We start from the raw sequence: 23,907 nt of genomic DNA on the forward strand, positions 1-23,907 counted from the left end.
CCCGCCCCGCTGATGGCCCGCGCCGGGCTCCTGCGCCCTTAGCGCCCGCCCGCGCCCGCTGGCGTCCTGAACCGGGCCCGGGGCGCTCTGCGCGCCTGCCCGCCTGTTGCTGGCCTGCGTCGTGCCTCCGTGCCCGCGCGCCTGCCGGCCCTGTTGCCGGTCTGCGTCGTGCCTTCGTACCTGGCCGTCTGTTGCCGGGCTGCGCTGTGCCTTCGTGCCCGGTTTGCCCCGCTGGTGACCCGCGCCGTGTTTCCGGGTCACCGGCTTTCGTCCACTCTGCTGGAGTGGTTCCGTACCGACGGCGCCTGCCCACCTGCTGATGACCCGCGTGAGGCTTCCGCGCCACTAAGCACCTCCGTGCTGGCACAACACCCGTCCCGCTGCGTTGCGCGGAATCGACCCGGCCGCGCACGCCTCCCCGGCCGGCCCGCCCGCGAAAGTCCGCCCGGATCACGCGACACATCGGGAACCGCGCTAGACCAAGGCCCTCGACCAGCGCCCCGCCGAAGGCGCCAACCTCGGCGACCGTCGCTGCCCGCTTCAGCGTGAATCCTAGGTAAGCAGCCCCGGCCCAACCTCACCCTTCGCGCGTCCAAAGACAGAACGGATGCCCGGCCGGGTCGAAGCACACTCGAACGTCCTCCTGCGGCTGGAACTCGGCGACCACCGCGCCCGCCGCGGTCGCCGCCGCCGTTGCCTGCTCTAAATCATCCACCTCGATGTCCAGGTGCAGTTGCATCTGCTGGGCACCTTCGGCCTGCGGCCACACCGGCGGGATGTGCCCGGTCTCCAGCTGGAACGACAGGCCGGCGCTGCCGTCGTCCGGGCAGAGGGTCACCCACTCCGGCTCGTCCGTGCGGATCGGCCAGCCGAGGAGCTTCGAATAGAACTCGGCGAGCGCGCGGGGTTCCGGCGTGCCGAGCACGGTGGAAGTCAGCTTCATGATCGGACTGGTACCCGCGCGGCCGCGTCTCTACCGCGTTCCGAAACACCGAACGGCCGGAATACCTCGGCTTCTCGTGGGTTGGTTCCTGGCGCAGACGTCGAGATCACCGAGGGAGCCGCCATGTCCGAGCACGTGCAGGGGACCGTTGCCGCTGGGTTCGAGTCCGTCCGGGAGGAGTTCGCCGCCGTTGCGGTCGATCAAGGCGGTGACTACGCCGCGCAGCTCGTTGCGCACGTCGGCGGCGAACGGGTCGTCGACCTGTGGACCGGGCCCGCCATCACCGGTGACTCGCTGACCGGCGTCTTCTCCTCCACGAAGGGGGCCGCGCACCTGGTCGTCGCGCTGCTCGTGCAGGACGGTGTGCTCGAGCTCGATCAGCGGGTCGCCCACTACTGGCCGGAGTTCGGCGCCGCCGGCAAGGACGCCATCACCCTGCGGGACCTGCTCGCGCACCGCGCCGGCGTCGTGGGTGCCGATGAGGGGTTCAGCGCCGAAGAGCTCGCCGACGATCGCGTCATTGCCGAGCGGCTCGCCCCGCAGCGGCCTTACTGGCGGCCCGGCACCGCGTTCGGCTACCACGCTCTCGTGATCGGCGCCCTGACCGGCGAGGTCGTCCGGCGCGTCACCGGCCGCAGCATCCAGGAGCACTTCGAAGAGCGCGTCCGGAAGCCGTTCGGCCTGGACTTCTACCTCGGGCTGCCCGAGGAGCTGGAGCCGCGCTTCCTCACCACGCAGCCGATGCTGCCGACGCCGGAGCAGCTGGCCGAGCTGGAGGCGAACGCGACCGGGCCGGACAGCATCACGGGCATCGCCTTCAACCGCAACCACCCGAAGGCGCCCGAGCTCTGGGAGCTGCCGAACCTCAAGCTGGTCCGGCAGCTGAGCCCGGCGTCGGTGGGCGGCGTCGCGTCGGCCCGGGGCCTGGCCGGCATGTACGCGGCGGTGATCGGCGGCCCGGAGCCGCTGCTGCGTCCGGAGACCGCGGCCGAGTTCGCGCAGATCCACTCGATCGGGGACGACCTCTCGACCCGCAACCGCAACGCGTTCGGGCTCGGCTTCGCGATCGTCTCGGACGACTACCCGGTGCTGGGCCAGGGCGCCTTCGGCCACAGTGGCGCGGCCGGCTCCCAGGCCTTCGCCGACCCCCGCAGCGGTCTCGCGTACGGCTACAACCGCCGCCGGTTCGCCTTCCCGGGCGGCGCGGCCCCGGAAAACGCTCGCCTGGTTCGCGCGGTCCACGCGGCGGCGACGGCTTAGCCGTCCACACGGGACACTCGGGCCGGACCGTCCGGTCGTCACGGTCCGTATCCGGAGCAACACCGCTCGCCCAGGGGGCGGAATGCACGTCTGTAGTGGACGTCGTTACAGACTTCACCCTTTAGGACGTTCCGGGCGGGACATCAACGCTGCTCACGCGCTTCGGACTGACTTTCCGTAGCAAAAACTCTCCCGATCATTGCTCCGATGTGAAACTATTGGTCCGTTCGCGGGGAGAGGGCCTCGCGACAGGGGGACTCACCGTCACGGCAGCGTCCCCATGAAGATCCCCAGGGGAGAGGAGATCGACCATGTCGACGCCCACGGATGTCAAGCCGGAGGAAACGCCGGAGCCGGTCGAGAAGGCCGGCCCGGTGGTCCCGCACCCCGAACCCGACCAGTTCGGCTGGGTGCACGTCGGTCACGACCACCTGAAGGAAGAGCCGGTCGTGACGCCGAACTGCGCACCTCCGTGCTACCAGAAGGTCAACTGAGCTTCACCAAGCTGTGACCGCCCGCCTGCCGATCTTTGACCGGTAGGCGGGCTCCGTTCTGCTTTCGCCTGTGCTGTCATAGGAGAGTGCCTGTGACAAAGCTGGACCCGTCCGAGACCATCGACAGGGTCCGCAAACTCCAGCAGACCGCTTCGGACGTCTCCTGCCTCGGGCGTTTCCACGAGGGTGTCCGCCTCCTCCGCAAGGGGATGGGCCTGCTGGAGGCGATGTATCCGGTCGAACCCGAGCACCACACCGACTGGATGATCACGCGGATCCGGCTCTCCAGCACGCTCGTGGCACTCACGTCGGAGATCACCGGAGACTTCAAGGCCGGCCTGGCCGGGCTGAACGACGTCCGCTTGCTGATCAACGGGGTGGTCGACCCCGTCGTGCGCGCCGAGCTGAGTGCGGCGCTGGAGCACAACTACGGGGCGCGGCTGATGAGCGTCGGCCGGAACGAGGAGAGCCTCGCGTACTTCGCCGCGTCGATGGAGCACCGGCGCTACTGGCTCGACCACACCCCCGAACCCGAGCCCCGGATGGTCGGCCTGGTCCAGACCCTGGCCGCCACCGGCTGGGTCCACACGAAGCTCGGCAACGTCGCCCAGGCCCGCGAAGACCTCAACCGCGCGATCGAGCTCGCGGAGAAGTTCGAGCTGCGCGCCGACGCGGCGGACGGGCGCCGGTTCCTCGGCACCCTGGCCCTGCGGACCGGCGACGTGCCGGAGGCGCTGCGCCTGTACGAGGTCAGCGAGCGGTCGTACCGGGCGCTCGATCTCGACGTGCCGTCGCAGCTCCGGCTGGAGCAGGCCGAGGCGCTGCTGGCCGCGGGCCTGGCCGGTGAGGCGGGCGAACACCTCGACGACCTGATGGCGGCGATGCAGTCGCAGCCGAGCGTCACCCGCGAGCTGGCCTACATCGAGCTGCACCGCGCGGAAGCCGCGCTGATGGCGGACGAGCTCGGGCTCGCCCGGCAGATGGCCGGGTCGGCCCGGCGCCGGATGCTCAAGGTGGGCTGCCAGACCTGCGTCGGGAACGCGAAGATCATCGGCCTGCAGGCGGACGTCCGGGAAGCACTGCGGTCCGGGGAAATCCCGGCGGCGCTGCCCCACCGGGCGATCCGGACCGCCGAGACGCTGCCGGTTCCGCGCCTGACCGAGCAGGCCGCCACCGCGCGGATGCTCGCCGTCCGGCTGGACGTCCGGCGCGGGAACCTCAAGCGGGCCGTCGAGACCCTCCAGAAGGTCCCTCGCCCGGGTCAGCTGACCCCCATCGACTACCGGATGCTCCGGCGGCTCTGCCGGGCCGAGCTCGCCGTTGCCCAGGGGGACCGGGCGAAGGCGCTCACCGAGATCCGGTCCGGGCTCACCGAGCTCGATGCCGTCCGGGATCGGATGGGTGGGCTGGACCTCGTCTCCGGAACCGCTCTGCACGGGCAGGAGCTGGCCGATCTCGCCGTGAAGCTCGTGCTGGAGCGCAACGATGCGCGGCGGCTGTTCGTCTGGCTCGAACGGACGCGCGCCCAGACCTACCGCTACGAACCGCTCTCCGCCGGGACCGATCCGGAGCTCGCCGCGCGCGTGGCCGAGGTGCGGGGGCTCGGGCAGGCCATCCAGGAAGCCCAGCACGACGGCCACCCCATCGCCGGGCTGCGGGCGAAGTACAACGAACGGCTGCGGGAAGCCCAGCGGCTCGGCTGGCACACCGGGCGGTGGGGCCGGCCGCGGCCGGTGGCCGGGCTGGCCGAGGTCGTCGCGCGGCTCGGCGAGCGGGCCATGGTCAGCTTCGCCGCCTCCGGGGACGAGCTCGTCGCCGTCGTCGTCGCCGGGGGCGAGTGCCGGCTCGTGCGGCTCGGGTCCGCAGAATCCGCCGCCGAATCCGCGCGCGTGCTCAACGTCGACCTCGACGCCCTGGCCCCCGACAACCTGCCCGAGCGGCTGGCCGAGGTCGTCATGACGTCGGCGCACAAGCAGGCGGACAAGCTCGATACGCAGCTCATCCAGCCCCTCGCCGACCTCATCGGCGACCGCGAACTGGTCGTCGTCCCGACCGGGCCGCTGTACGCCGTGCCGTGGGGGGTGCTGCCCGGGTTGCGGGGGCGGCCGACCGTCGTCGCGCCGTCGGCGACAGCGTGGCTCGCCGCCGAGCTGACGAAGTCGTCGCGGGCGCGCAAGATCGTGCTCGTCCGCGGGCCCGGGCTGGCCGGCGCCCGCGGTGAGCTGGAGAAACTCACCACGCACTACCGCACCGCGACGACGATGACCGGGGCCAAGGCCACCGTGAAGTCCGTGCTGCGCGCGATGGACGGCGCCAAGCTCGCGCACTTCGCCGCGCACGGCGCCCACGAGCCGGAGAACGCGCTGTTCTCCCGGCTCGAACTCGCCGACGGTGCCCTCTTCGGGCACGAGATGGCCGGGCTCCGGCAGCCGCCGCGGCAGGTCGTGTTCGCCGCGTGCGAGCTCGCGATGAACCGGATCCGGCCCGGCGACGAAGCCCTCGGCTTCGCCAGCGCGCTGCTGGCCAGCGGCTCCCGGACGGTGATCGCGCCGCTGTCCCGCGTCGGCGACCTCGCCTCGGCCGCCGCGATGGACGACTACTACCGCGCGCTGGCCGTCCGGGAGAGCCCGGCGCTCGCGCTGGCCGACGCGATCGCCGTCGATCCGTTCCGGCGCCCGTTCGTCTGCCTGGGCGCAGGCTAGGTCAGCTGGGCCGGCGGCGACCACACCAGCCGCGGGTCGGTCTGGACGAAGCTGCCGAGCAGGTGGTCGATCCGGGTCAGCACGTCGAGGTCGAGGCGGACGCCGGCGGCCTTGGCGTTCTCCGTGACCTGCTCCGGTGTGCTCGCGCCGGCGACCGCCGAGGCGACCGTCTCGTGCTGCAACGTCCACGCCAGCGCGAGCTGGGCCATCGTCAGGCCGGCGTCGTCCGCGACGCCGCGCAGCAGCTCCACCCGCTCCAGCAGCTCCGGCAGGAGCAACGGCCGCGCGGACGACGGCCCGGCCCCGCGTGAGCCCGCCGGAATCCGCCCCGTCCGGTACTTGCCGGTCAGCACGCCCTGCGCGAGCGGCACCGAAGCGAACTGCCCGACGCCGATCCGCGCGCCCACCGGCATCACCTGCGCCTCGGGCACCCGCCACAGCATCGAGTAGTGCGGCTGGTTGGCGATCAGCGGCACGTCGTACCGCGTGGCGGCTTCGTGGGCCTGGAGCAGCTGCTCGGCCGTCCACTCCGACGTGCCCACGTACCGGATCTTCCCCTGCCGCACCAGGTCCGACAGCGCGAGGAACGTCTCCGCGACCGGCGTGCGGTAGTCGAAGCGCAGCAGCTGGTGGACGTCGACGTAGTCGGTGCGCAGCCGCCGCAGCGAGCCCTCCAGGGACGCGATCACGTGCTTGCGGCTCAACCCCGCGTCGTTGGGGCCCGGCCCTTCCGGCCAGAACACGCCGGTGCACAGCACCAGGTCTTCGCGGCGCACGCCGGCGAACGCCGCTCCGAACGCGGCTTCGGCGGCGCCGCCGTCCCAGGCCGCCGCGGTGTGGAACGTCGTGATACCCGCGTCCAGCGCCGCCGCGACGCAGCCGGGCGCGCTGTGCGTCAGCCAGTTGCCGTAGGCGATCTCGCTGACGGCGAGGCCGCTCGCGCCGACCCTGCGGTACTCCACGTCAGCCTCCCACGGCCATCTCGTCGATCCACGCGTCGACCGCGCCGGCCTTGCGCGCGAAGGACTCCCGCACCGATTCGTGCGGCAGGATCAGGAATTCCTCCGCGCCGAGCCCGCGCACGACCGCCTCGGCGACGTCTTCGGGGTCGATCAGCGGGGCCGCCGCGGCGATGGCCAGCGCGGCCGGGTGGCCGGCGGCGATGCCGGGCTCCAGCAGCGCCGTCCGGACGCCGAGCGGGCACAGCGCGCTGACCCGCACCCCGCGCGGCCGGTAGGTGATCGCCAGCCACTCGGCGAGGCCGACGGCCGCGTGCTTGGTGACGGAGTAGGGCGCGTCGCCCGGGATGCCGAGCAGGCCGGCACCCGACGCCGTGATCAGCAGATACCCTTCGCCGCGGGCCAGCATCGCGGGCAACACCACCTGCGCGGCGTGGACGTGCTGCATGACGTTGATCTCCCACGACCGCTGCCACTGCTCGTCGGCCGCGTGCACGCCGGTGCCGAACGCGGCGCCCGCGTTGGCGCAGAACACGTCGAGGTGGCCGAACTCCGCGCGGGCCGTCGCGACCAGGGCCTTCAGGTCCTTTTTGGACGTCGCGTCGGCGGCCACCCCGACGGCGCGGCCGCCCGCGGCGGTGATCTCGGCCGCCACCCGGGCGGCGCCGGCGGCGTCCACGTCGGACACGACCACCCCGGCCGCGCCTTCCGCGGCGAAGCGGCGGGCCATGGCGGCCCCGATTCCGTGTGCCGCGCCGGTCAGCGCGACCACGCGTCCAGTCAGTTCCACGCGAGCTCCAGATATTTCAGCTTCGAATTGTCACGTGCGTGCGGGAAATGTATTTCCTGGTTGCGATGCAGGTGATAAAAGTGCTGCTCAGGGCCATGATCTTGCCTTGTTCCACGGTTTTGCACGTTAGCACGAGTATTGCGTTTCCGGTGCCTCGTGCGTTATTCCTGAAGATCGCAACGCCCCGCGCACAGGAGGTCCGCCGATGGCCGAGCTCGTCCCGCCGTCGCACGCTCGTCGGCTGCGGTGCCTGGGGGTCGGCGATCCCGACGTGGTCGCCGCGGTCGCGCGCGGCGGCGGCCTCGGCGTCCTCGACGGTGCCGATCCCGCGGACCTGCGGCTGGTCGCGGCCCGCGTCCGGGTGCCGTACGCGGTGCGGACGGACGGCCCGGTGCCCTTGGGTGCGGCCTTCGCCGTCCGCACGAAAGCGCCGTGGGCCGGGGCGCTCGCCGAGGTCGCGGACGTCGCCACGGCCGCCGAAGCCGTTCGCGGCGGCGCGCTGGGACTCGTCGCCCGCGGTGGTGACCTGAGTGACTTCGTTCTGCTGCAACAGCTCCTGAACACCTTCGACGTCCCGGTCTGGGGCCGCGTGGCCGGGCCGCGGACGGCGGTGGGTGCGCTCGCCGGAGGCGCGGCGGGCGTCGTCGTCGAATCCACTGTGGACGTCGGACGGATCGTCGGCGCTCAGGTGCTCTCGGCCGGCCTCGGCACGCGGTTGTGCGCGACGCTGGGCAGTGCGCTCCCGGTCGTCCAGGGCCCGATGACGCGGGTGAGCGATCAGCCGGGCTTCGCGGCCGCGGTCGCCGACGCGGGCGGGTTCCCGTTCGTCGCGGTCGCCACGGCGAACGGTGCGCGCACCACCGAGCTGCTCGCCCGGACCGCCGAGCGCCTCGGCGACCGCCCCTGGGGCGCGGGCATCCTCGGCTTCGTCCCCGACGACCTGCGCGTCGCCCAGCTCGCCGCGATCCGCGTGGCGCGGCCGCGGTGCGTGCTGGTGGCGGGCGGCAAACCGGGGCAGGCCAAGGCCCTGGAAGCCGAGGGGATCGCGACGTTCCTGCACGTGCCCTCGCCGGTCCTGCTTCGCCAGTACCTCGACGCCGGGATCCGCCGGTTCGTCTTCGAGGGCGCCGAGTGCGGCGGGCACGTCGGCCCGAAGGCGAGTTTCGCGCTGTGGGAGGAACAACTGGCCGTCCTCGGCGCCGCGAAGGACGTCGAGGTGCTCTTCGCAGGCGGGATCCACGACGCCCGTTCGGCCGCCATGGTCGCCGCGATGGCCGAGCCGCTCGACGCCGCCGGCGTCCTGATGGGCACCGCCTACCTGTTCACCGAAGAAGCCGTGGCGCACGGCGCGATCACCGGCCTGTTCCAGGACCGCGCGCTCGCCGCGGACACGACCGTCACGCTGGAAACCGCGCCGGGCCACCGCACGCGCTGCCTGCCCAGCCCGTACACGGCGGAGTTCGCGCAGGTCAAAGCCGGTCTGGGGGACACACCCGAAGCGTGGCAACGGCTGGAGGAGCTGAACACCGGACGGCTGCGCGTCGCCAGCAAGGGCGTCCGCCGCGACGGCGAGGCCCTCGACACGGCCACCCAGCTGGCCGAGGGGATGTTCATGGCGGGCGAGGTGGCTGTCCTGCGCGACCGCCGGTCGACCATCGCCGAGCTGCACCGCGAGGTCACCGCCGGGAAGACGTTCGTCCGCCCGGAAGAACCGGTGCCGGACTCCGGCGACCTCGCGATCATCGGCATGGCCTGCACCTTCCCCGGCGCGTCCGACCTGCCGGCGTTCTGGTCGGCCATCCTCCGCGGCGACGACGCCGTCACCGAAGTCCCCCGCGAGCGCTGGGACCCGGACGTCTACTTCGGACAGTCGACGTCGAAGTGGGGCGGCTTCCTGCCCGAGCTGGACGTCGACCCCCTGGAATTCGGCATCCCGCCGTCGGCGATGGGCAGCATCGACCCGGCGCAGCTGGTGGCCCTGGAGACGGCGCGCCGCGCGCTGGCCGACGCCGGGTACGCGAACCGGGACTTCGACCGCGAGCACACGAGCGTGGTGTTCGGCGCGGAGGCCGGCGGTGACCTGGCGAACGCGGGCACGCTGCGGTCCCTGCTCGACGGCTACCTCGACGAAGTGCCGCCCGAGCTGCTCGCCCAGCTGCCCGAGCCGACCGAAGACACGTTCCCGGGCACGCTGGCCAACGTCATTTCCGGCCGGATCGCGAACCGCCTCGACCTCGGCGGCGCGAACTACACGGTGGACGCGGCGTGCGGCTCGTCGCTGGCCGCGCTCGACCTCGCGGCGAAGGAATTGCGCGCCGGCACGAGTTCGCTGGTCCTCTGCGGCGCGGTCGACCTGCACAACGGCATCCACGACTACCTGATGTTCACGTCGGCGGGCGCGCTGTCCCCGACGGGCCGCTGCCGTCCGTTCGACGCGGCCGCCGACGGCATCGCGCTGGGTGAGGGCGTGGCGTGCCTGGTGCTGAAGCGCCGGTCCGACGCCGAGCGCGACGGCGACCGGATCTACGCACTGGTCAAGGGCGTCGGCGCGGCCAGTGACGGCAAGGCGCTCGGCTTGACGGCGCCGCGGCCGGACGGGCAGCGCCGGGCGCTGGAGCGGGCGTACCGCGACGCGGGAGTGTCCCCTGTGGACGTGGGGCTGGTGGAGGCCCACGGCACGGGAACGGTGGTGGGCGACGCCACCGAGCTGCGCACGCTGACGGCGTTCTTCGCGGAGGCGGGCGCGGAGGCGGGTTCGTGCGTGCTCGGGTCGGTGAAGAGCCAGATCGGCCACACGAAGTGCGCGGCGGGCTTGGCGGGGCTGATCAAGGCGGCGCTGGCGCTGTGGCACGAGGTGGTCCCGCCGACGTTGCAGCTGACCAGGCCGAACGACGCCTGGGACCCGGCCGCGAGCCCGTTCACGTTCACGACGGCGGCCCGGCCGTGGGCGCACCCGGCCCGGCTCGCCGGAGTGAGCGCGTTCGGCTTCGGGGGGACGAACTTCCACGCCGTCCTGGGCGCGGCACCGGTGGCCCCGGATCGCCGGCACGGGTTGCGGGATTGGACACCGGCGGCCGAGAAGGCTTTGGCCGAGCTGGAACGCGCGGTGGCGGGGCAGCAGCCGCCCACGGCGAGGCGGCACGGCGCGGCCGACTCCGGCAAGATCGCCGCGGCAGGCGATCCCGGCGGGCTCGCTGCGGCCGGCGACCTCGGCAAGATCGCTGCGGCCGACTCCGGCGAGCTCGCCGCGGCTGGCGACTCCGGCAAGATCGCCGCGGCAGGCAATCCCGGCGGGCTCGCCGCGGCCGGCGACTCCGGCAAGATCGCCTTTCTCTTCCCCGGCCAGGGCAGCCAGCGCACCGGCATGCTCGCCGAGCTCTTCGTCCACTTCCCCGAACTCGCCGAACTCCTTCGCCTCGCGCCCGACGTCGCCGCGACGGCCTTTCCGCCCCGAGCCTTCACCGCCGAGGCCGCCGACGCCCGGGAAAGCGCCCTCACCGACACCCGGGTCGCCCAGCCCGCGCTCGGGCTCGTCGAAACCGCCGTCGTGAAGCTTCTCGGCCAGCTCAACGTCCACCCCGACTTCCTGGCCGGGCACAGCTACGGCGAACTCGTGGCCCTCTCCGTCGCCGGGGCCTTCGACACCGCGACCCTCCTGCGCCTCAGCCGGGCTCGCGCGCAAGCCATCGCGCAGGTCGCCCGGCCCGGGACGATGGCCGCCGTCAAAGCGAACCGCGACATGCTCCCCGCCACGCTGATCGGCCCGGACGTCGTCGTCGCCAACCACAACGCACCCGAGCAGGTCGTCCTCTCCGGACCCGTCGCCGCGGTCGAACGGGCCATCCGGCGGCTCGAAGAAGTCGGCGTCTCCGCCCAGCGGATCCCCGTCGCCTGTGCCTTCCACAGCCCGCTGGTCGCCGGTGCGGGCGAGGTGTTCGCCCGGGAGCTGAGCGAAGCGACGATCGGGACGCCGCGGAAACCCGTGTGGGCCAACCGGACCGCCCAGCCGTACGAAGACGACGTGCGCGGCGAACTGGCCGCGCAGATCGGTGCCCCCGTGCGGTTCCTCGATCAGATCGAGGCCATGTACGCGGCCGGAGCGCGCATCTTCGTCGAAGCCGGGCCGGGGCGGGTCCTGTCGAGGCTGGTCAAGGACATCCTCGGCGACCGGCCGCACACCGTCGTCGCCTGCGGGCCCGACCTCACCGGCTTCCTGGCCGCGCTCACCGCACTGGCCGAAGCCGGGGTCGACGTCCGGACCGAGCGGCTGGCCAGGCCGAAGCCCCCCGAACCGTCCCCGACCGCCTGGGCCGTGGACGGGCGGTCCGTCCGCGCGCCCGGCTCCGCCGTCCCCGCCCTGCCCCCGGCCCGACGAATCCGGAGTACCGCCATGACCCAGCCCGCGCCCGGCCGCGACCAGGCGATCGTGGACTTCCTGCGCACCACCCGCGAGCTCGTCGCCGCCCAGCGGGAGGTCATGCTCGGCTACCTCGGCAGCGCACCCGCGCCCGGTCCGGCGCCCGCCCCGGTCCCGGTGGTGCTCGACGAGCGGCGGATCGAAGAGCCGCAGCCGGAACCCGAAGCCCCGGCCGACGTCCTCGGCACGGTGATCGGCGTGATCAGCGAGCGCACCGGCTACCCGGCCGAGATGATCGCCGGCGACCTCGACCTGGAAGCCGACCTCTCGATCGACTCCATCAAGCGGACCGAAATCGCCGGCACGCTGCTGTCCCGCCTCGGCCTCCCCACCGACGACCGCACCGACCAGCTCAGCCGCGACCGCACGGCGAACGCGCTGACCGCACACCTGGAAAGCTGGCTGAACCCCACGCCGGCCACGCAAGCGCCCACCCGGTACCGGCTCGAGCGGGTACCGGTGCCGCTCGACCCGGATCCCGGGCGGCTGCGCGGGAAGACCGTGGCCGCGCCGGACGACGCCGTGCGGGCCGCGTTCGCCGCGGCCGGGGCGGAAGTCGTCACCGGGGACGCGGACCTCACCGTGCTGTTCGCCCGCGACCTCACCGAGGTGTTCACCCGGCTCAAGGCGCTGCGCGGGGACGTTCTCGTGGCGGCGGAGCCGGACGCGGTCCCCGGGCTGAGGGGCCTGGTCCGGTCGGCCGCGCTGGAACGCGAGGGGGTCACGCGGCTCGTCGAGGTCACGCAGGACGTGGCGAAAACGCTGGTGGACGAAGCCCTCAGCGACGGCCCCGCGGTCGTCGGGCACGACAACGCCGGCCGGTTCACCGTCGAGCCGCGGCCGGCGGACCTGCCGTCGATCGCCTACTCCGGCGCCGGTCCGGTCAGCGGCGAACTCGCCGCGCTGGGCCTGGGCCCGGACTCCGTCGTGCTGCTGATCGGCGGGGCCCGGGGGATCACCGCCCACGCGGCGGTCGCCTTCGCCGCCTCCGGGGCCCGGATCGAGCTGGCCGGGCGCACGCCGTGGCCCGGCGAACCGAACGACCTGCCCGCCGATCCGGCCGCGATGCGGGCGGTGCTCGCCGGCCGCGGCGGCTCGGTGGCCGGCATCGAACGCCGGGTGCGGACCGTGCTGGCCCAGCGCGAGATCGGCCGGACCCTCGACCAGATCCGCGCCGCCGGCGGTGCGCCGGCCTACCACGCGCTCGACGTCCGTGACGCGGACGCGGTCCGCCGGCTGGTCGAGGACCTGGGCGGCCGGGTCGACGGCGTCGTCTTCGCCGCCGGGGTGATCGACGACAAGCTGATGGCGGACAAGGACGAAGCGTCGTTCCGGACCGTCTTCGACACCAAAGTGGACGGTGCACGCGCCCTGCTCGAAGCGCTCCAGGCCGAACCCGGGTTCGTCGCCTTCTTCGGCAGCATCGCCGCCGTGCTCGGCAACCGCGGCCAGACCGACTACGCCGCCGCGAACGACGCGCTGGAAACCCTCGGTACGGCTTGGCCGGGTCGTGCCGTCACCGTCCACTGGGGACCGTGGGCGCCGGAGCCGGACCACGGCGGCATGGTCTCGCCGGAGCTGGCGCGCGAGTACGAACGCCGGGACGTCGCCCTGCTCGACCCGGCCGGCGCCACCGCGGCACTGCTGCGCGAACTCGCCTACGGCACGGACCGTGCGGTGCTGTACACGGCGTCGCTGTGGTGACCCCGGTCGCGATCGTCGGCATGGGCGTGTTCCTGCCCGGCGCGTCCACAGTGGACCAGTACTGGCGGAACCTGGTCGACGGCACCGACGCCGTCACCGACGTCCCGCCGCACCGGCGGGACCCGGAGTTCCACGGCCGCGACGGCGCCGCGCCGGACCGCACCCACGGCCGGCGTGGCGGCTTCACCGCGGACACCCTCGACTTCGACCCGGTCGCCCACGGTGTCCCGCCGACGTCCCTCGACGGCACCGAGCCGGACCAACTGACGGCGCTGGCCGTCGCCGTCGGCGCGGTCGCGGACGCCGGTGGCCTCGGCCGGCTCGGCGACCCCGAGCGGATCGGCGTCGTGCTCGGCCGCGGCGGCTACCTCTCGCCCGGGCTGCAGGGCTTCGACCAGCGCGTCCGCACCGTCCGGCAGATCACCCGCACGGTCGGCGAGCTGATGCCGTCGGCCGGTCCGGCCGTCCTCGAACGGTTGCGGACGGCGCTGCTGGAACCGCTCGGCGAGTTCCGGCCCGAGACCGCCGCCGGGCTGGTGCCGAACCTCGCCGCCGCGCGGGTGGCGAACCGGCTCGACCTCGGCGGCCCGGCGTATACCGTCGACGCCGCCTGCGCGTCTTCGCTGGTCGCCGTCGACCAGGCGATCGGCGAGCTGGCCCGCGGCCGCTGCGACGTCGTGCTCGCCGGCGGCGCGCACCAGACGCAGGACGACACGCTGTGGTCGCTGTTCACCCAGCTCGGCGCGCTGTCGCCGAGCCAGCGGATCAGCCCGCTGTCGCGCGACGCGGACGGCATGCTCATCGGTGAGGGCACCGCGATCGTCGTGCTCAAGCGGCTGGCCGACGCCCGCCGCGACGGCGACCGCGTGTACGCCGTGATCCGCGGCTGCGGCACGTCGAGCGACGGGCGGGGTGCGAGCCTGCTCAGCCCGTCCGTCGCCGGCCAGACCCTTGCCCTGCGCCGCGCCTGGGCGGGCCGCGATCCCGCGGAAATCGGCCTGCTGGAAGCGCACGGCACCGCGACCCCCGCCGGGGACGCCGCCGAGCTGACCACGGTCGCCGACGTCTTCGGCCCGGCGGCCGGGCGCCGCGCGGTGATCGGCTCGGTGAAGTCGATGATCGGGCACACGCTGCCGACCGCCGGGGTCGCCGGGCTGGTCAAGGTGGCCCTCGCGCTGCACCACGGCGTCCTGCCGCCGACGCTGCACTGCGCCGACCCGAACCCGCTGCTCGACAAGACCCGGTTCCGGGTGCTGGCCGAGGCCGAGCCGTGGGGCGCGCTGCCGCGGGTGGCCGCGGTCAACGCGTTCGGCTTCGGCGGGGTGAACGCCCACGTCGTGCTCGAAGCCGGGGATCCGGCTCCGAAGCGGCGGGTGCGGGTCGACGAGCCGGAACGCGTGCTGCGTCTGGCCGCGCGCACGCCGGAGGACCTCCTGGACCAGCTCGACACGCCCGGCGCGGGGGACGGCCCGTGCCGGCTCGGGATCGTCGGCCCCGACGAGCGCAAGCGGGCCACGGCCCGGCGGGTGATCGCCAAGGTGGCCGCCGAGGGCCGGTCGTGGCACGGCGCCGGCGACATCTGGTGCAGCGTCGATCCCCTGCTGCCTGGCGGGAAGACGGCCTTCGTCCACCCGGGACTGGAAGCGGGCGGCGAACCCCGCCTCGACGACGTCGCCCGGCACTTCGCGCTCGACCGTCCACAGTGGTCGACGGCGAGTGTGCTCGACCGCGCGGCGAGCGTGTCGGCGGCCGGGTTGCTGCTCGACGACGTCCTGCGGCGGCTGCGGATCCGGCCGGACGCGCTCGCCGGGCACAGCGTCGGGGAGTGGACCGCGATGCAGGCCGCCGGGATGTACACGGCGGCACCGGACGCGGTGGCGCGCTACTGGCCGGACGGCTTCGAGCTGCCGGAGGCGGACTACCTCGTGCTGGGCGCCTCGGCGGCCCGCGTGGCCGAGCTGCTGCCCGCTGACCTGGTCGTTTCCCACGAAAACGCGGCGAAGCAGACGATCGTGTGCGGGCCGCCGGACGTCGTCGCGGATTTCGCGGCGACGTGCCGGGGCGCGGGGATCGTGGCCACGACCCTGCCGTTCCGGTCCGGCTTCCACACCCCGCTGATGGAACCGCACCTCACGCCCTTCGCCCGGCTCGTCGCGGACCTGGACCTGCGCGCGCCGGCGCTGCCGGTCTGGTCGGCGACGACCGCGCGGCCGTACCCGGCGGACCCGGCCGACGTCCGCCGGCTCTACCTCGACCACCTGCTGCGCCCGGTCCGGTTCCGGCAGCTGACCGAGGCGCTGCACGACGCCGGGTTCCGGGTGTTCGTGCAGGTCGGTGCCGGTCAGCTGGGCTCGTTCGTCGCCGACACGCTCGGCGAGCGGCGGCACCTGGTCGTCGCGGCCGCGTCCGGCACCCGGCCCGGGCTCGCGCAGCTCCGGCGGCTCACCACCGCGTTGTGGACCGAGGGCGGCGACCCGGACTTCGCGGCGCTGGAACCGCGGCGGATCCGGCTCACCACCGGGAATTCCCTGCTCTCGCTGGGGGAGTCGGCGCGCGGCCTGCTGGACGAGCCGGGCCTGCCGGCCGGGGTGCCGGACCCGATCGTCGCCGAGTTCACCGCGCTGCTCACCGAAACGCGCCAGGCCGCGGCGGACGTCGTCGCGGCCGCCCGGCGCCGCGTCGAGTCCACTGTGGACGTGTCCCTGGCCGCCATGCCGTACCTGCGTGACCACCGGTTCTTCCGGCAGCGCGACGACTGGCCCGACGAGTCGGACTTCCGTCCGGTCGTCCCCGCGACGACCCTGGTCGACCTCGCCTGCCGGGCCGTCGAGCGCACCTGGCCGGGGACGGCGGCGGTCGCGGTGCGCGACGCGGTGTTCTCCCGCTGGCTCATCGCCGCTCCGGCGCAGCAGGTGCCGCTGTCGATGAGCCGCGAGGGCGACCACGTGACCGTCGAAATCGGGCCGTACGCGCTGATGACCGTCGAACTCGGGACCTTCTCGCCACCACCGGCCCGGGCCGAAGTGCCCGGACCGGAGACGGCGCCGCCGCTGTCCGCGGCCGAGGTCTACGCGCGGCGCGAGATGTTCCACGGCCCCGCGTACCAAGGCCTGGCCCGGCTGGTAGGCCTCGGCGAGCAGCACATCCGCGGCGAACTGGTCGTCCCGGACGCGCCCGGCGGCCTGCTCGACAACGTCGGCCAGCTGCTCGGCTGCTGGTTGATGGCCACCCGGGCCGACGACCTCCTGGCCTTCCCGCGCTCGATCGGCCGGCTGACCTGGCACGGCCCCGAACCGGCGCCCGGGACGCGGCTCGAGTGCCTGGTGCGGGTCCGGTTGCCCCGGCCGGACGTCCTCGAGATGGACGCCCAGCTGACTGGCGACGGTGACGTTTTGGCGAGCATCGAAGGCTGGCGGGACGTCCGGTTCCCGTGCGACCGTGCCGCCCACCGCGTCTACGCGTTCCCGGCGGAGCACCTCCTCGCCGAACGGCGGGACGACGGCTCGGTGGCCGTCACCGACCGCTGGCCGACGGTCGCCGCGCGGGACATCTACGCCGGGATCTACCTCAGCGCGTCCGAACGCGCCGAGTTCGCCGCCGTCCCGCCGCGGCAGCAGCGCGGCTGGCTGCTGCGGCGGATCGCCGTCAAGGACGCCGTCCGCGCCCGGCTCGGCGAACCCGTCTACCCGGCGGAAATCCGCGTCCACGACGACGGCACGGTGTCCGGACGGCACCGGGACCTGCCGCGCTTCGCCGTCCCGGTCGAGCTGGACGGCGACACCGCCATCGCACACCTCGGGAGCACGAAATGACCATCGCGTCCACCACGTTCGACGTCGTCGCCGAGCTGCTCGCCGAGCTCGTCGGCGACGCCGAAGTCCTCGGCGTCGAGATCACGCCCGACACGACGTTCCACGAGGACCTCCAGCTGGAGAGCATCGACCTGGTGACCTTCGCGAGCATCCTCGCCGAGCACTTCGGGCCGGACGTCAACCTCGCCGAGTACCTGGCGGAGAAGGACCTCGACGACGTCATCGGCCTGACCGTCGGCGACATCGCCCGGTTCGTGGGGGAGCGCACGTGCCCACGATGACCGTCAACGGGCTGCGCACGAACGTGCAGCTCGTGCCCGCCGGCGGCACCGAAACCGTGGTGTTCCTGCACGGCATGGGCACCGACAGCCTGGCGAGCTTCTACCTGACCCTCGCCCCGCCGGTCGCGGCCGCCGGGATCGACGTGATCAGCTACGACCTGCGCGGGCACGGCAAGACCGAGCGGCCGGAGCGCGGGTACACGCTCGGGGACTTCGTCGCCGACCTCGACGACCTGCTGCGGCAGCTCGGCGTCGACCGGCCGGTGCACCTGGTGGGCAACAGCTTCGGCGGCACGCTGGCCTACAGCTACGCCGTCGCGTGTCCGTCCCGGGTCCGCAGCATCGTGTGCATCGAATCCGAGCCGGCGACCGAGGTGTGGGCGGAGAAGATGAGCGCGATCCTCGCGCACACCGTGCGGTTCCTGCAGGTGGAGGAGAGCTTCGACTGGATCGAGGCGAACTTCAGCGCCCACCACCGGCGGCTCGCGCGGATGGCGGCCGAGCGGATCACGTCGACGAAGATGGCCGAGGAGGTCCCGCTCGGGCCGTTGCTGACGTGGGAGCAGGTGGCGGCGATCGGCTGCCCGGTGCTGTCCATCCTGGGCAGTCACGGCTACCAGGCCGACGACCTCGAAGCCCTGACGTCGCTGCTGCCGAACGGCGAGCTGCACGTGTTCGAGGGGCAGGGGCATTCGGTGCTGGTCGAGCAGCACCGCGAGGTGCGCGAGCTGGTGCTTCGCTGGATCGGGCGGCACGCGGCGTGAGGTTCCTGCTGGTCGTGCCGCCACTGGCCGGGCACGTGGCGCCGTTGCGCGGGGTGGCTGACGTGCTTTCCGCGCGGGGCCATTCCGTCGCCTGGTGCGGTCCCGAGCCCGCTCTGTCCACTTTGGTCGGTGGTCCGGCGTTCCCGGCCGGGGATTCCGCGCCGTTCGAGCTGTCCCTGCGGCCGCCGGGGTTGCGCGGGTTCGCGGCGCTGAAGTACCTGTGGGAGTCGTACCTGGTGCCGCTCGCGGACGCGATGGTGCCGGGCGTGGCGGCGGCGGTCTCGGCGTTCGAGCCGGACGTGGTCGTGGTGGACCAGCAGGCTATGGCGGGGGCGCTGGTGGCGGCGCGGTGCGGGCTGCCGTGGGCGACGTCGGCCTCGACGTCCACCGAGCTGGCCGACCCGCTGGGGTCGTTGCCGAAGATCGCCTCCTGGGTGTCGGAGCTCCAGGCCGGGCTGCGCGCTCGCCACGGGGTGCTGCTCGGCGACCTGCGGTTCTCACCGCACCTGGTGCTGGCGTTCACGACCCGCGCCTTGGCCGGAGATCCCCGCCTGGCGGTGCCGGTGGCGTTCGTCGGGCCGGTGCTGCCGGTCGCGTCGGACGAGTGGTCCGTTGTGGATGGACGCCCGCTGGTCGTGGTCACGCTGGGGACGTCGAACGCCTCGGCGGGCGCGAGGTTCCTCGCGGAGAGCGTGGACGCGCTGGCCGGGATGCCGTCGGTGCAGGGGCTGGTGGTGGATCCGGCCGGCGCGCTGATCAGCGAGAGCGTGACCTTGGCCCGGCGGATCCCGCAGGTGGCGGTGTTCGCGAGGGCATCGGCGGTGGTCTGCCACGGCGGCCACAACACGGTGTGCGAAGCGTTGGCGGCCGGGGTGCCGTTGGTGGTCGCCCCGATCCGCGACGACCAGTCGATGCTGGCCCAGCAGGTGGTCGCGGCTTCGGCGGGGGTACGGCTGCGCTTCGACCGCGCGAAGGCGGCGGACATCCGCAAGGCGATCGAGTCGGCGCCGGAGTACGCGGAAGGGGCGGCGCGAATCCGCGAGTCGTTCGAGGCAGCCGGCGGCGCGGAAGAGGCGGCGACGCACCTGGAGTCGTTGGGGTGACCCCGCGGAGTCCCGGTCAGCGTCCGCGCATGACGGCGGCGGCCGCTCCGCGGGTGCGGACGCCGGTGCGGTCGAAGATGTGCTCCAGGTGCTTGCGCACGGTGGCTACGGAGATGTACAGCTCACGCGCGATTTCGGAGTTGCCCAGCCCGGCGTCCACGAGACGCAGAACCTGCTGTTCGCGGTTGGTCAGTTTCGGCAAGCCGGCCGGGTGGCGCCGGGCGTCGTGGATCTCCCACAGGTGTGGACGCAGGAGCTGGAGGACCAGCCGATCGCGTTCGGTGAAGTCGTGGCCGGGCCCGCGCCACAGGGAGATCTTGCGGACGATGCCGGCCGGAGCGGGAATCGCGAGGTGCATGCCGTACCGGAAACCCTCGGCACGGCGGTAGTCGGCGTAATGCCGAACTTCGCGTAACTGCGTCCAGGTGTAGAAGTCGGACCACCGGACCGGCGTCAGCCGATCCCCGGTGCGTTCGGGATACGTACACGGTTCGAAGCTGCGTAACGACTCCCAGTACTCGGTGACCTCGACGTCGCCCTCCGCGCCGAGTTCGAGTGTCCGGTCGCCACCTTCCCACCACTGGTCGCGCATCGGCAGCTCGTGCGGAAGGTCGAATTCGGGACAGGAGATGGCTTCGCAGGGGATGAGCAGCGCCAGCCGGTCGAGAAGCGCCCACGGCAGCCCGGCGGTCGGCTCATCGCGGCGGCCTTCTTCGACCACGGACATGAGCAGACGCAGGTCGGCTTCGGTCAGCAATTCACTCATCGGCCCGGATCGCCGTCCCATCCGGTTGCCGGATCGAGGACCAGGTGCGGCAGGACGAGCGCGACCGCCTTGGCGCGAGTGCGGACGCCGGTGCGATCGAAGATGTGCTCGATGTGCTTGCGCACGGTCCCGACCGAGACGAACAGCCGTCGCGCGATGTCGGCGTTGCTCAATCCTTCGGCGACGAGCCGGAGGACGTCCAGTTCTCGTGGAGTGAGCCGGGGGACGCCCGCGCGGCGTCGCCGGGCATGGAGGTGGATCTCGTGCAGGTGCGGTCTGAGCAACTGCAGGACGAGCCGGTCGCGCTCGTCGAAGTCGCGTCCGCCGTCCCGCCAGATCTGCATCCTCCTGGTGTGGCCGAAGGGGGCGGGCAGGGAAACGAGCAGGCTGAAGCGGTGGCCCTGACGGCCGTAGAGCTCCGCGTACATCGGAGCGCCTCGCAGTTCCCGGGTGGAGTAGAAGTCGGACCACAACGTGATGCTGGTGAGATCCCCGGTGCGGTCGGGGTAGGCGCATGGCAGGAACGTCCTGCGCAGCTGCCAGAACCCGTCGTTCGACCGGCTGTCTCCTGCACCGTCGAACTCCAGCTGCCGTTCGCCGTCGGCGAGTGTCTGGAACACCGGCACCTGCCTGCCGGTGACGTCGAGTTCCTTGAAAACCAGTGAATCCCCCGGGACCAGCGCGAGCAGGGCCTCCAGCGCGGCCCACGGCATGGCGTCGGTGGGATCGTCGCGCATGCCTGCTTCCGCCACTTGTACCAGCGCGCGAAGATCACGCTCGGACAGATTCGTGGCCATCGGTGACCACCCCCTCGTCGAAAGCATCGTACGCTCCAGGGCCGGGAAAATACGCCTTGAGGCGAATATCTTCTTCGCTCTGCTCGTCGCATCCTCGGACGGGGAACACGAGGAGGAGGCCATGTCGTCAATTGCCGAACCGGAAGTATCGGGTGACGAGGATCCCCGGACGGTGCTGGTCAGCTGGGTCCGGGCCAAACGCGGAAAATTGGAAACATACCTGGAGCGAGCCACATCCCACCGGCGTCGGCTGCTCAACCTGAACGGCGTCACGGGAACCTTGGCCACGACCCTCACCGCGGCACCGGCCCTGGGCGGGAAGCCGGTCGCGGACTGGTTGACGGCGACCTTGGGGCTGTCGTCTCCGGCCTGGCGGCTGCTTTGCGCGGCCGCGATGTTCTGCTCGCTCACCGCCACGATCGCGACCCAGGCGCTGAAATCCCACTCCGTCGACGAGCGCGTCAGACGGGCGCAGGCTGCCCGAGCCGGCCTCGAGATGCTCGAAGTCGGTTTGTCCGCGCGAAAGATCGATTACGCGGAAGCGGTGGAAGAGTACTCCGATTGCATCAAAGACACGAGCTTCGTCGGCGGTCTGTGATCACCGCCGGACGTGGAGTGCCAAGAGGTAAGAACTCGCAGCGAAGAGAATCGAGGGAAATCATGGCTGAAGTTGCCGATTTTGTCGTCATCGACCGGAACGAAGTCGAGCAGTCGGTCGGCGGCAAGTGGAAGTCGCCGCCGTTCGCGACCGGAGCGAGGAACATCCTCAAGGCCGACGGTGTCGAGCGGAACAATGCTTGCATCACACTCACCTTCAGCGTGCACAAGGACGCGCCGCACGGCTTCAGTGCCATCCGCATCATCGTGAACGATCACCCACTTCCGCAACTGGTGCAGGGCAAAGCGGACTCCTACAACACGATCGTGTCGGCGTTCCCCGCATCGCACCTGAAGAGCGGGGGCGGGAACGTGGTCGAACTGCACGCGCAGAACGAGAACCCGTTCGTGGTCCGGCACGTCATCGTTCAGTTCCGCCAGAACACCTAGCTGCGGGCGCGGAAGGTGCGGGCGGCCAGGAAGCTGCCCGCCACCGCGGCCACCGCGGCGATCACCAAGGCCGTCAACACCGACCAGCCGATCGGCCGGCCCAAGGCCAGCGCCCGCGTCGCGTCGATCGCGTACGTCAACGGGTTCACCGCCGAAACCGCGCGGACCCACGCCGGCATCGTGTCCAGTGGCATGTACGCGCTCGACGAGAACATCAGCGGGAACATCACCACGAACGACGCCGCCTGGAGCGTCTCCGCCTTGCGCAGCCACGTCGTGATCGCCACGAACACCCAGCTCAGGCACCAGCCGACCACCAGCGTCAGCACCAACGCCAAGCCCAGGCCGACCACGCCGCCCGCCGGGCGGAAGCCCAGGAACGCCACGCTCGCCAGGGCCGTCACCGCCAGCTGGACGCCCAGCCGCGCCGAGTCCGCCAGGGTGCGGGCCACCAGGACCGAGAACAGCGAGATCGGCAGGCAGCGCAGGCGGCCGGTGAAGCCGCCGTAGATCTCCGCCAGGAGGCCCGCCCCCGAGCTCATCGCCGTTGTCATCGCGATGTTGACCAGCGTCGCCGGCACCAGGAAGTTCACGTAACCCTGGTAGGCCGCGACCCCCGGCAGGGCGCTGACACCGCTGAACACCTGGCTGAACAGCAACAGCAGCACGATCGGCTGCAGCAGGCCGAAGAAGACCAGCCGGCGGTCGCCGAACGCCGTGCGCAGCGATCGGGCCGTCAGGACGCGGACCTGCGTCCAGAAGCCCGATTCCGGCCACGCCGCCGGATCGGCCAGCGCGGCGACGGCCGCGTGGTGCCGGGATTGGGTCACGATGCCGCCCGGTGCAGCGAAAGGTAGACGTCGTCGAGCGTCGGCTCGGTCACCGTCAGGTCGCGCAGGGGCGCGCCCGCCGCGTCGAGGGCGCGGACCACCACCGGGATGTCGCCCGGGCCGGAGAGCGGCACCGTCAGCACCAGCCCGGCGCGGCCGGCCGCGAGACCGAGGCGTGCCAACGCGTCCGCCGCGCGCCGCAGCGCCAGTTCGGTGCCGAACGTGCAGGTCGCGGTGCGGGTGCCGAGCCGGGCCTTCAGCTGCGCCGGCGTCCCCGACACCGTGATGTGCCCGAAGCCGAGGACGACGACGTGGTCGGCCAGCCGGTCCGCCTCCTCGAGGTACTGGGTGGTGAGCACGACCGTGGTGCCGCGCGCCGCGAGGTCCTCGACGATCGACCACAGCCCGGCCCGGCTCACCGGGTCCAGGCCGGTGGTCGGCTCGTCGAGGAAGAGCACCTGCGGTGCGCCGACCAAGCCCGCGGCCAGGTCCAGCCGGCGCCGCATCCCGCCGGAGTACGTCCCGGCCGGGCGGTCGGCCGCGTCTTCGAGGCCGAAGGCGGCGATCAGTTCGGTGGCGCGCGCGAGCGCCTGCCGCGGTTTCGCGCCCAGGAGCCGGGCGATCAGCACGAGGTTCCCGCGGCCGGACAGCGTGTCGTCGACCGCGGCGAACTGCCCGGTCACCCCGATCCGCCGCCGGACCGCGCGGCCGCGCTGCACGACGTCGTAACCGCAGACGCGGGCCGTGCCGGCGCTCGGCCGGACGCGGGTGCTGAGGATGTCGATCAAGGTGGTCTTCCCGGCGCCGTTGTGGCCGAGGACCGCCAGCACCGCGCCGCGGGCGACGGTGAGGCTGATCCCGGCGAGCGCGGTGACTTCGCCGTACTGTTTCGCGAGGTCCGTCACGGCGATGACCGGCTGGGGCATGGCCGCTCCTTTCCTGCCTCGCAAAAGGTATCGGCACCGGGCCGTCTCGATCAAGAACTCCGCCGCCATTCGCCGGGCACGTGACAATTTTCGCGGAATCGGATCGCACCTGCGTGACAAGGGCTGACCTGCGTGACCCTTCCGGATCCGGGCGATCCCCCGCGCGTGACAAAGAATCGGAAGCGGCTTGTTCACCTGGAAACACGGAGGTAGCTTTGCCGAAATTCCCCCATTTCCCGAGGTGACGACCCGTGAAGTTTTCGTGGAAGTCGAGAAAGCCCGCCTTCGGCCTGGCCGCCGCGACCGCAGCGG

At 72.6% G+C, this 23,907-nt stretch carries 17 protein-coding genes; 10 read left to right on the forward strand and 7 right to left on the reverse strand.

What is annotated here, in order from left to right; all coding sequences use genetic code 11:
• Positions 1-577: 577 nt before the first annotated feature.
• The gene (locus ACWEVN_RS30820; protein WP_452053616.1) at positions 578-943 is read right to left on the reverse strand and encodes a VOC family protein; all 366 of its coding nucleotides are present in this window, start codon (positions 941-943) and stop codon (positions 578-580) included.
• Between the two features lie 123 nt (positions 944-1,066).
• Here ACWEVN_RS30820 and ACWEVN_RS30825 point away from each other — a divergent pair, with 123 nt between their 5' ends.
• The 3 genes from ACWEVN_RS30825 (at position 1,067) to ACWEVN_RS30835 (ending at position 5,399) form a co-directional block, all read left to right on the forward strand.
• Entirely contained in the window at positions 1,067-2,203 is a 1,137-nt protein-coding gene (locus ACWEVN_RS30825) for a serine hydrolase domain-containing protein (RefSeq protein WP_452053617.1), read from the forward strand.
• 311 nt (positions 2,204-2,514) lie between these two features.
• Complete coding sequence (locus ACWEVN_RS30830) at positions 2,515-2,697, forward strand: hypothetical protein (protein ID WP_449681210.1); 183 nt, start codon at positions 2,515-2,517, stop codon at positions 2,695-2,697.
• Between the two features lie 92 nt (positions 2,698-2,789).
• Positions 2,790-5,399, forward strand: a complete 2,610-nt coding sequence (locus ACWEVN_RS30835; RefSeq protein WP_449681209.1) for a CHAT domain-containing protein — start codon at positions 2,790-2,792, stop codon at positions 5,397-5,399.
• Here the strand turns inward: ACWEVN_RS30835 and ACWEVN_RS30840 are convergent.
• Positions 5,396-6,361 (reverse strand): aldo/keto reductase, encoded by a 966-nt coding sequence (locus ACWEVN_RS30840; protein WP_452053618.1) that lies wholly within the window; start codon positions 6,359-6,361, stop codon positions 5,396-5,398. The two genes, ACWEVN_RS30835 and ACWEVN_RS30840, sit on opposite strands and share 4 nt — an antisense overlap.
• Before the next feature lies 1 nt (position 6,362).
• Entirely contained in the window at positions 6,363-7,148 is a 786-nt protein-coding gene (locus ACWEVN_RS30845; protein WP_449681207.1) for an SDR family oxidoreductase, read from the reverse strand.
• A 205-nt stretch (positions 7,149-7,353) separates the two neighbouring features.
• On the opposite strand from ACWEVN_RS30845, the gene ACWEVN_RS30850 reads away from it, so the two are divergent.
• The 5 genes from ACWEVN_RS30850 to ACWEVN_RS30870 are packed head-to-tail and all read left to right on the forward strand — an operon-like array spanning position 7,354 to position 19,229.
• The gene (locus tag ACWEVN_RS30850; protein ID WP_452053619.1) at positions 7,354-13,269 is read left to right on the forward strand and encodes an SDR family NAD(P)-dependent oxidoreductase; all 5,916 of its coding nucleotides are present in this window, start codon (positions 7,354-7,356) and stop codon (positions 13,267-13,269) included.
• Positions 13,263-17,081, forward strand: a complete 3,819-nt coding sequence (locus ACWEVN_RS30855; RefSeq protein ID WP_452053620.1) for a beta-ketoacyl synthase N-terminal-like domain-containing protein — start codon at positions 13,263-13,265, stop codon at positions 17,079-17,081. Before ACWEVN_RS30850 ends, ACWEVN_RS30855 begins: the two co-directional genes overlap by 7 nt.
• Positions 17,078-17,362 carry a phosphopantetheine-binding protein gene (locus ACWEVN_RS30860; RefSeq protein ID WP_449681204.1) on the forward strand — a complete coding sequence of 95 codons (285 nt, stop codon included), beginning with the start codon at positions 17,078-17,080 and terminating at the stop codon, positions 17,360-17,362. Before ACWEVN_RS30855 ends, ACWEVN_RS30860 begins: the two co-directional genes overlap by 4 nt.
• Positions 17,350-18,126: an alpha/beta fold hydrolase gene (locus ACWEVN_RS30865; RefSeq protein WP_310967216.1), complete on the forward strand. Its 777-nt coding sequence runs from the start codon at positions 17,350-17,352 to the stop codon at positions 18,124-18,126. Before ACWEVN_RS30860 ends, ACWEVN_RS30865 begins: the two co-directional genes overlap by 13 nt.
• Positions 18,123-19,229 carry a glycosyltransferase gene (locus ACWEVN_RS30870; protein WP_452053621.1) on the forward strand — a complete coding sequence of 369 codons (1,107 nt, stop codon included), beginning with the start codon at positions 18,123-18,125 and terminating at the stop codon, positions 19,227-19,229. Before ACWEVN_RS30865 ends, ACWEVN_RS30870 begins: the two co-directional genes overlap by 4 nt.
• Positions 19,230-19,245: 16 nt before the next feature.
• Here ACWEVN_RS30870 and ACWEVN_RS30875 read toward each other — a convergent pair whose 3' ends face one another.
• A complete protein-coding gene (locus tag ACWEVN_RS30875; protein ID WP_452053622.1) occupies positions 19,246-19,995 on the reverse strand; it encodes a response regulator transcription factor in 750 nt (249 codons plus the stop codon).
• Entirely contained in the window at positions 19,992-20,732 is a 741-nt protein-coding gene (locus tag ACWEVN_RS30880; RefSeq protein ID WP_449681201.1) for a response regulator transcription factor, read from the reverse strand. Before ACWEVN_RS30880 ends, ACWEVN_RS30875 begins: the two co-directional genes overlap by 4 nt.
• A gap of 52 nt (positions 20,733-20,784) precedes the next feature.
• Between ACWEVN_RS30880 and ACWEVN_RS30885 the strand changes: the two genes are divergently transcribed.
• Both ACWEVN_RS30885 and ACWEVN_RS30890 read left to right on the forward strand, forming a co-directional pair.
• On the forward strand, positions 20,785-21,390 hold the full coding sequence (locus tag ACWEVN_RS30885) for a hypothetical protein (protein ID WP_452053623.1): 606 nt from the start codon (positions 20,785-20,787) through the stop codon (positions 21,388-21,390).
• Positions 21,391-21,452: 62 nt separating this feature from the next.
• Entirely contained in the window at positions 21,453-21,839 is a 387-nt protein-coding gene (locus ACWEVN_RS30890) for a hypothetical protein (RefSeq protein ID WP_449673945.1), read from the forward strand.
• Here the strand turns inward: ACWEVN_RS30890 and ACWEVN_RS30895 are convergent.
• Entirely contained in the window at positions 21,836-22,669 is an 834-nt protein-coding gene (locus ACWEVN_RS30895; RefSeq protein WP_452053624.1) for an ABC transporter permease, read from the reverse strand. The two genes, ACWEVN_RS30890 and ACWEVN_RS30895, sit on opposite strands and share 4 nt — an antisense overlap.
• Entirely contained in the window at positions 22,666-23,595 is a 930-nt protein-coding gene (locus ACWEVN_RS30900; protein ID WP_452053625.1) for an ATP-binding cassette domain-containing protein, read from the reverse strand. Before ACWEVN_RS30900 ends, ACWEVN_RS30895 begins: the two co-directional genes overlap by 4 nt.
• Positions 23,596-23,907 lie beyond the last annotated feature (312 nt).

This window comes from Amycolatopsis sp. NPDC003861 (genome assembly GCF_053605405.1).

What these genes read in the sequence shown, in the direction of transcription:
- ACWEVN_RS30880 (WP_449681201.1), bottom strand. Translation starts at nt 20,732, where the DNA reads ATGCGCGACGATCCCACCGACGCCATGCCGTGGGCCGCGCTGGAGGCC.
- ACWEVN_RS30900 (WP_452053625.1), bottom strand. Translation starts at nt 23,595, where the DNA reads ATGCCCCAGCCGGTCATCGCCGTGACGGACCTCGCGAAACAGTACGGC.
- ACWEVN_RS30890 (WP_449673945.1), top strand. Translation starts at nt 21,453, where the DNA reads ATGGCTGAAGTTGCCGATTTTGTCGTCATCGACCGGAACGAAGTCGAG.
- ACWEVN_RS30850 (WP_452053619.1), top strand. Translation starts at nt 7,354, where the DNA reads ATGGCCGAGCTCGTCCCGCCGTCGCACGCTCGTCGGCTGCGGTGCCTG.
- ACWEVN_RS30830 (WP_449681210.1), top strand. Translation starts at nt 2,515, where the DNA reads ATGTCGACGCCCACGGATGTCAAGCCGGAGGAAACGCCGGAGCCGGTC.
- ACWEVN_RS30860 (WP_449681204.1), top strand. Translation starts at nt 17,078, where the DNA reads ATGACCATCGCGTCCACCACGTTCGACGTCGTCGCCGAGCTGCTCGCC.
- ACWEVN_RS30875 (WP_452053622.1), bottom strand. Translation starts at nt 19,995, where the DNA reads ATGAGTGAATTGCTGACCGAAGCCGACCTGCGTCTGCTCATGTCCGTG.
- ACWEVN_RS30820 (WP_452053616.1), bottom strand. Translation starts at nt 943, where the DNA reads ATGAAGCTGACTTCCACCGTGCTCGGCACGCCGGAACCCCGCGCGCTC.
- ACWEVN_RS30825 (WP_452053617.1), top strand. Translation starts at nt 1,067, where the DNA reads ATGTCCGAGCACGTGCAGGGGACCGTTGCCGCTGGGTTCGAGTCCGTC.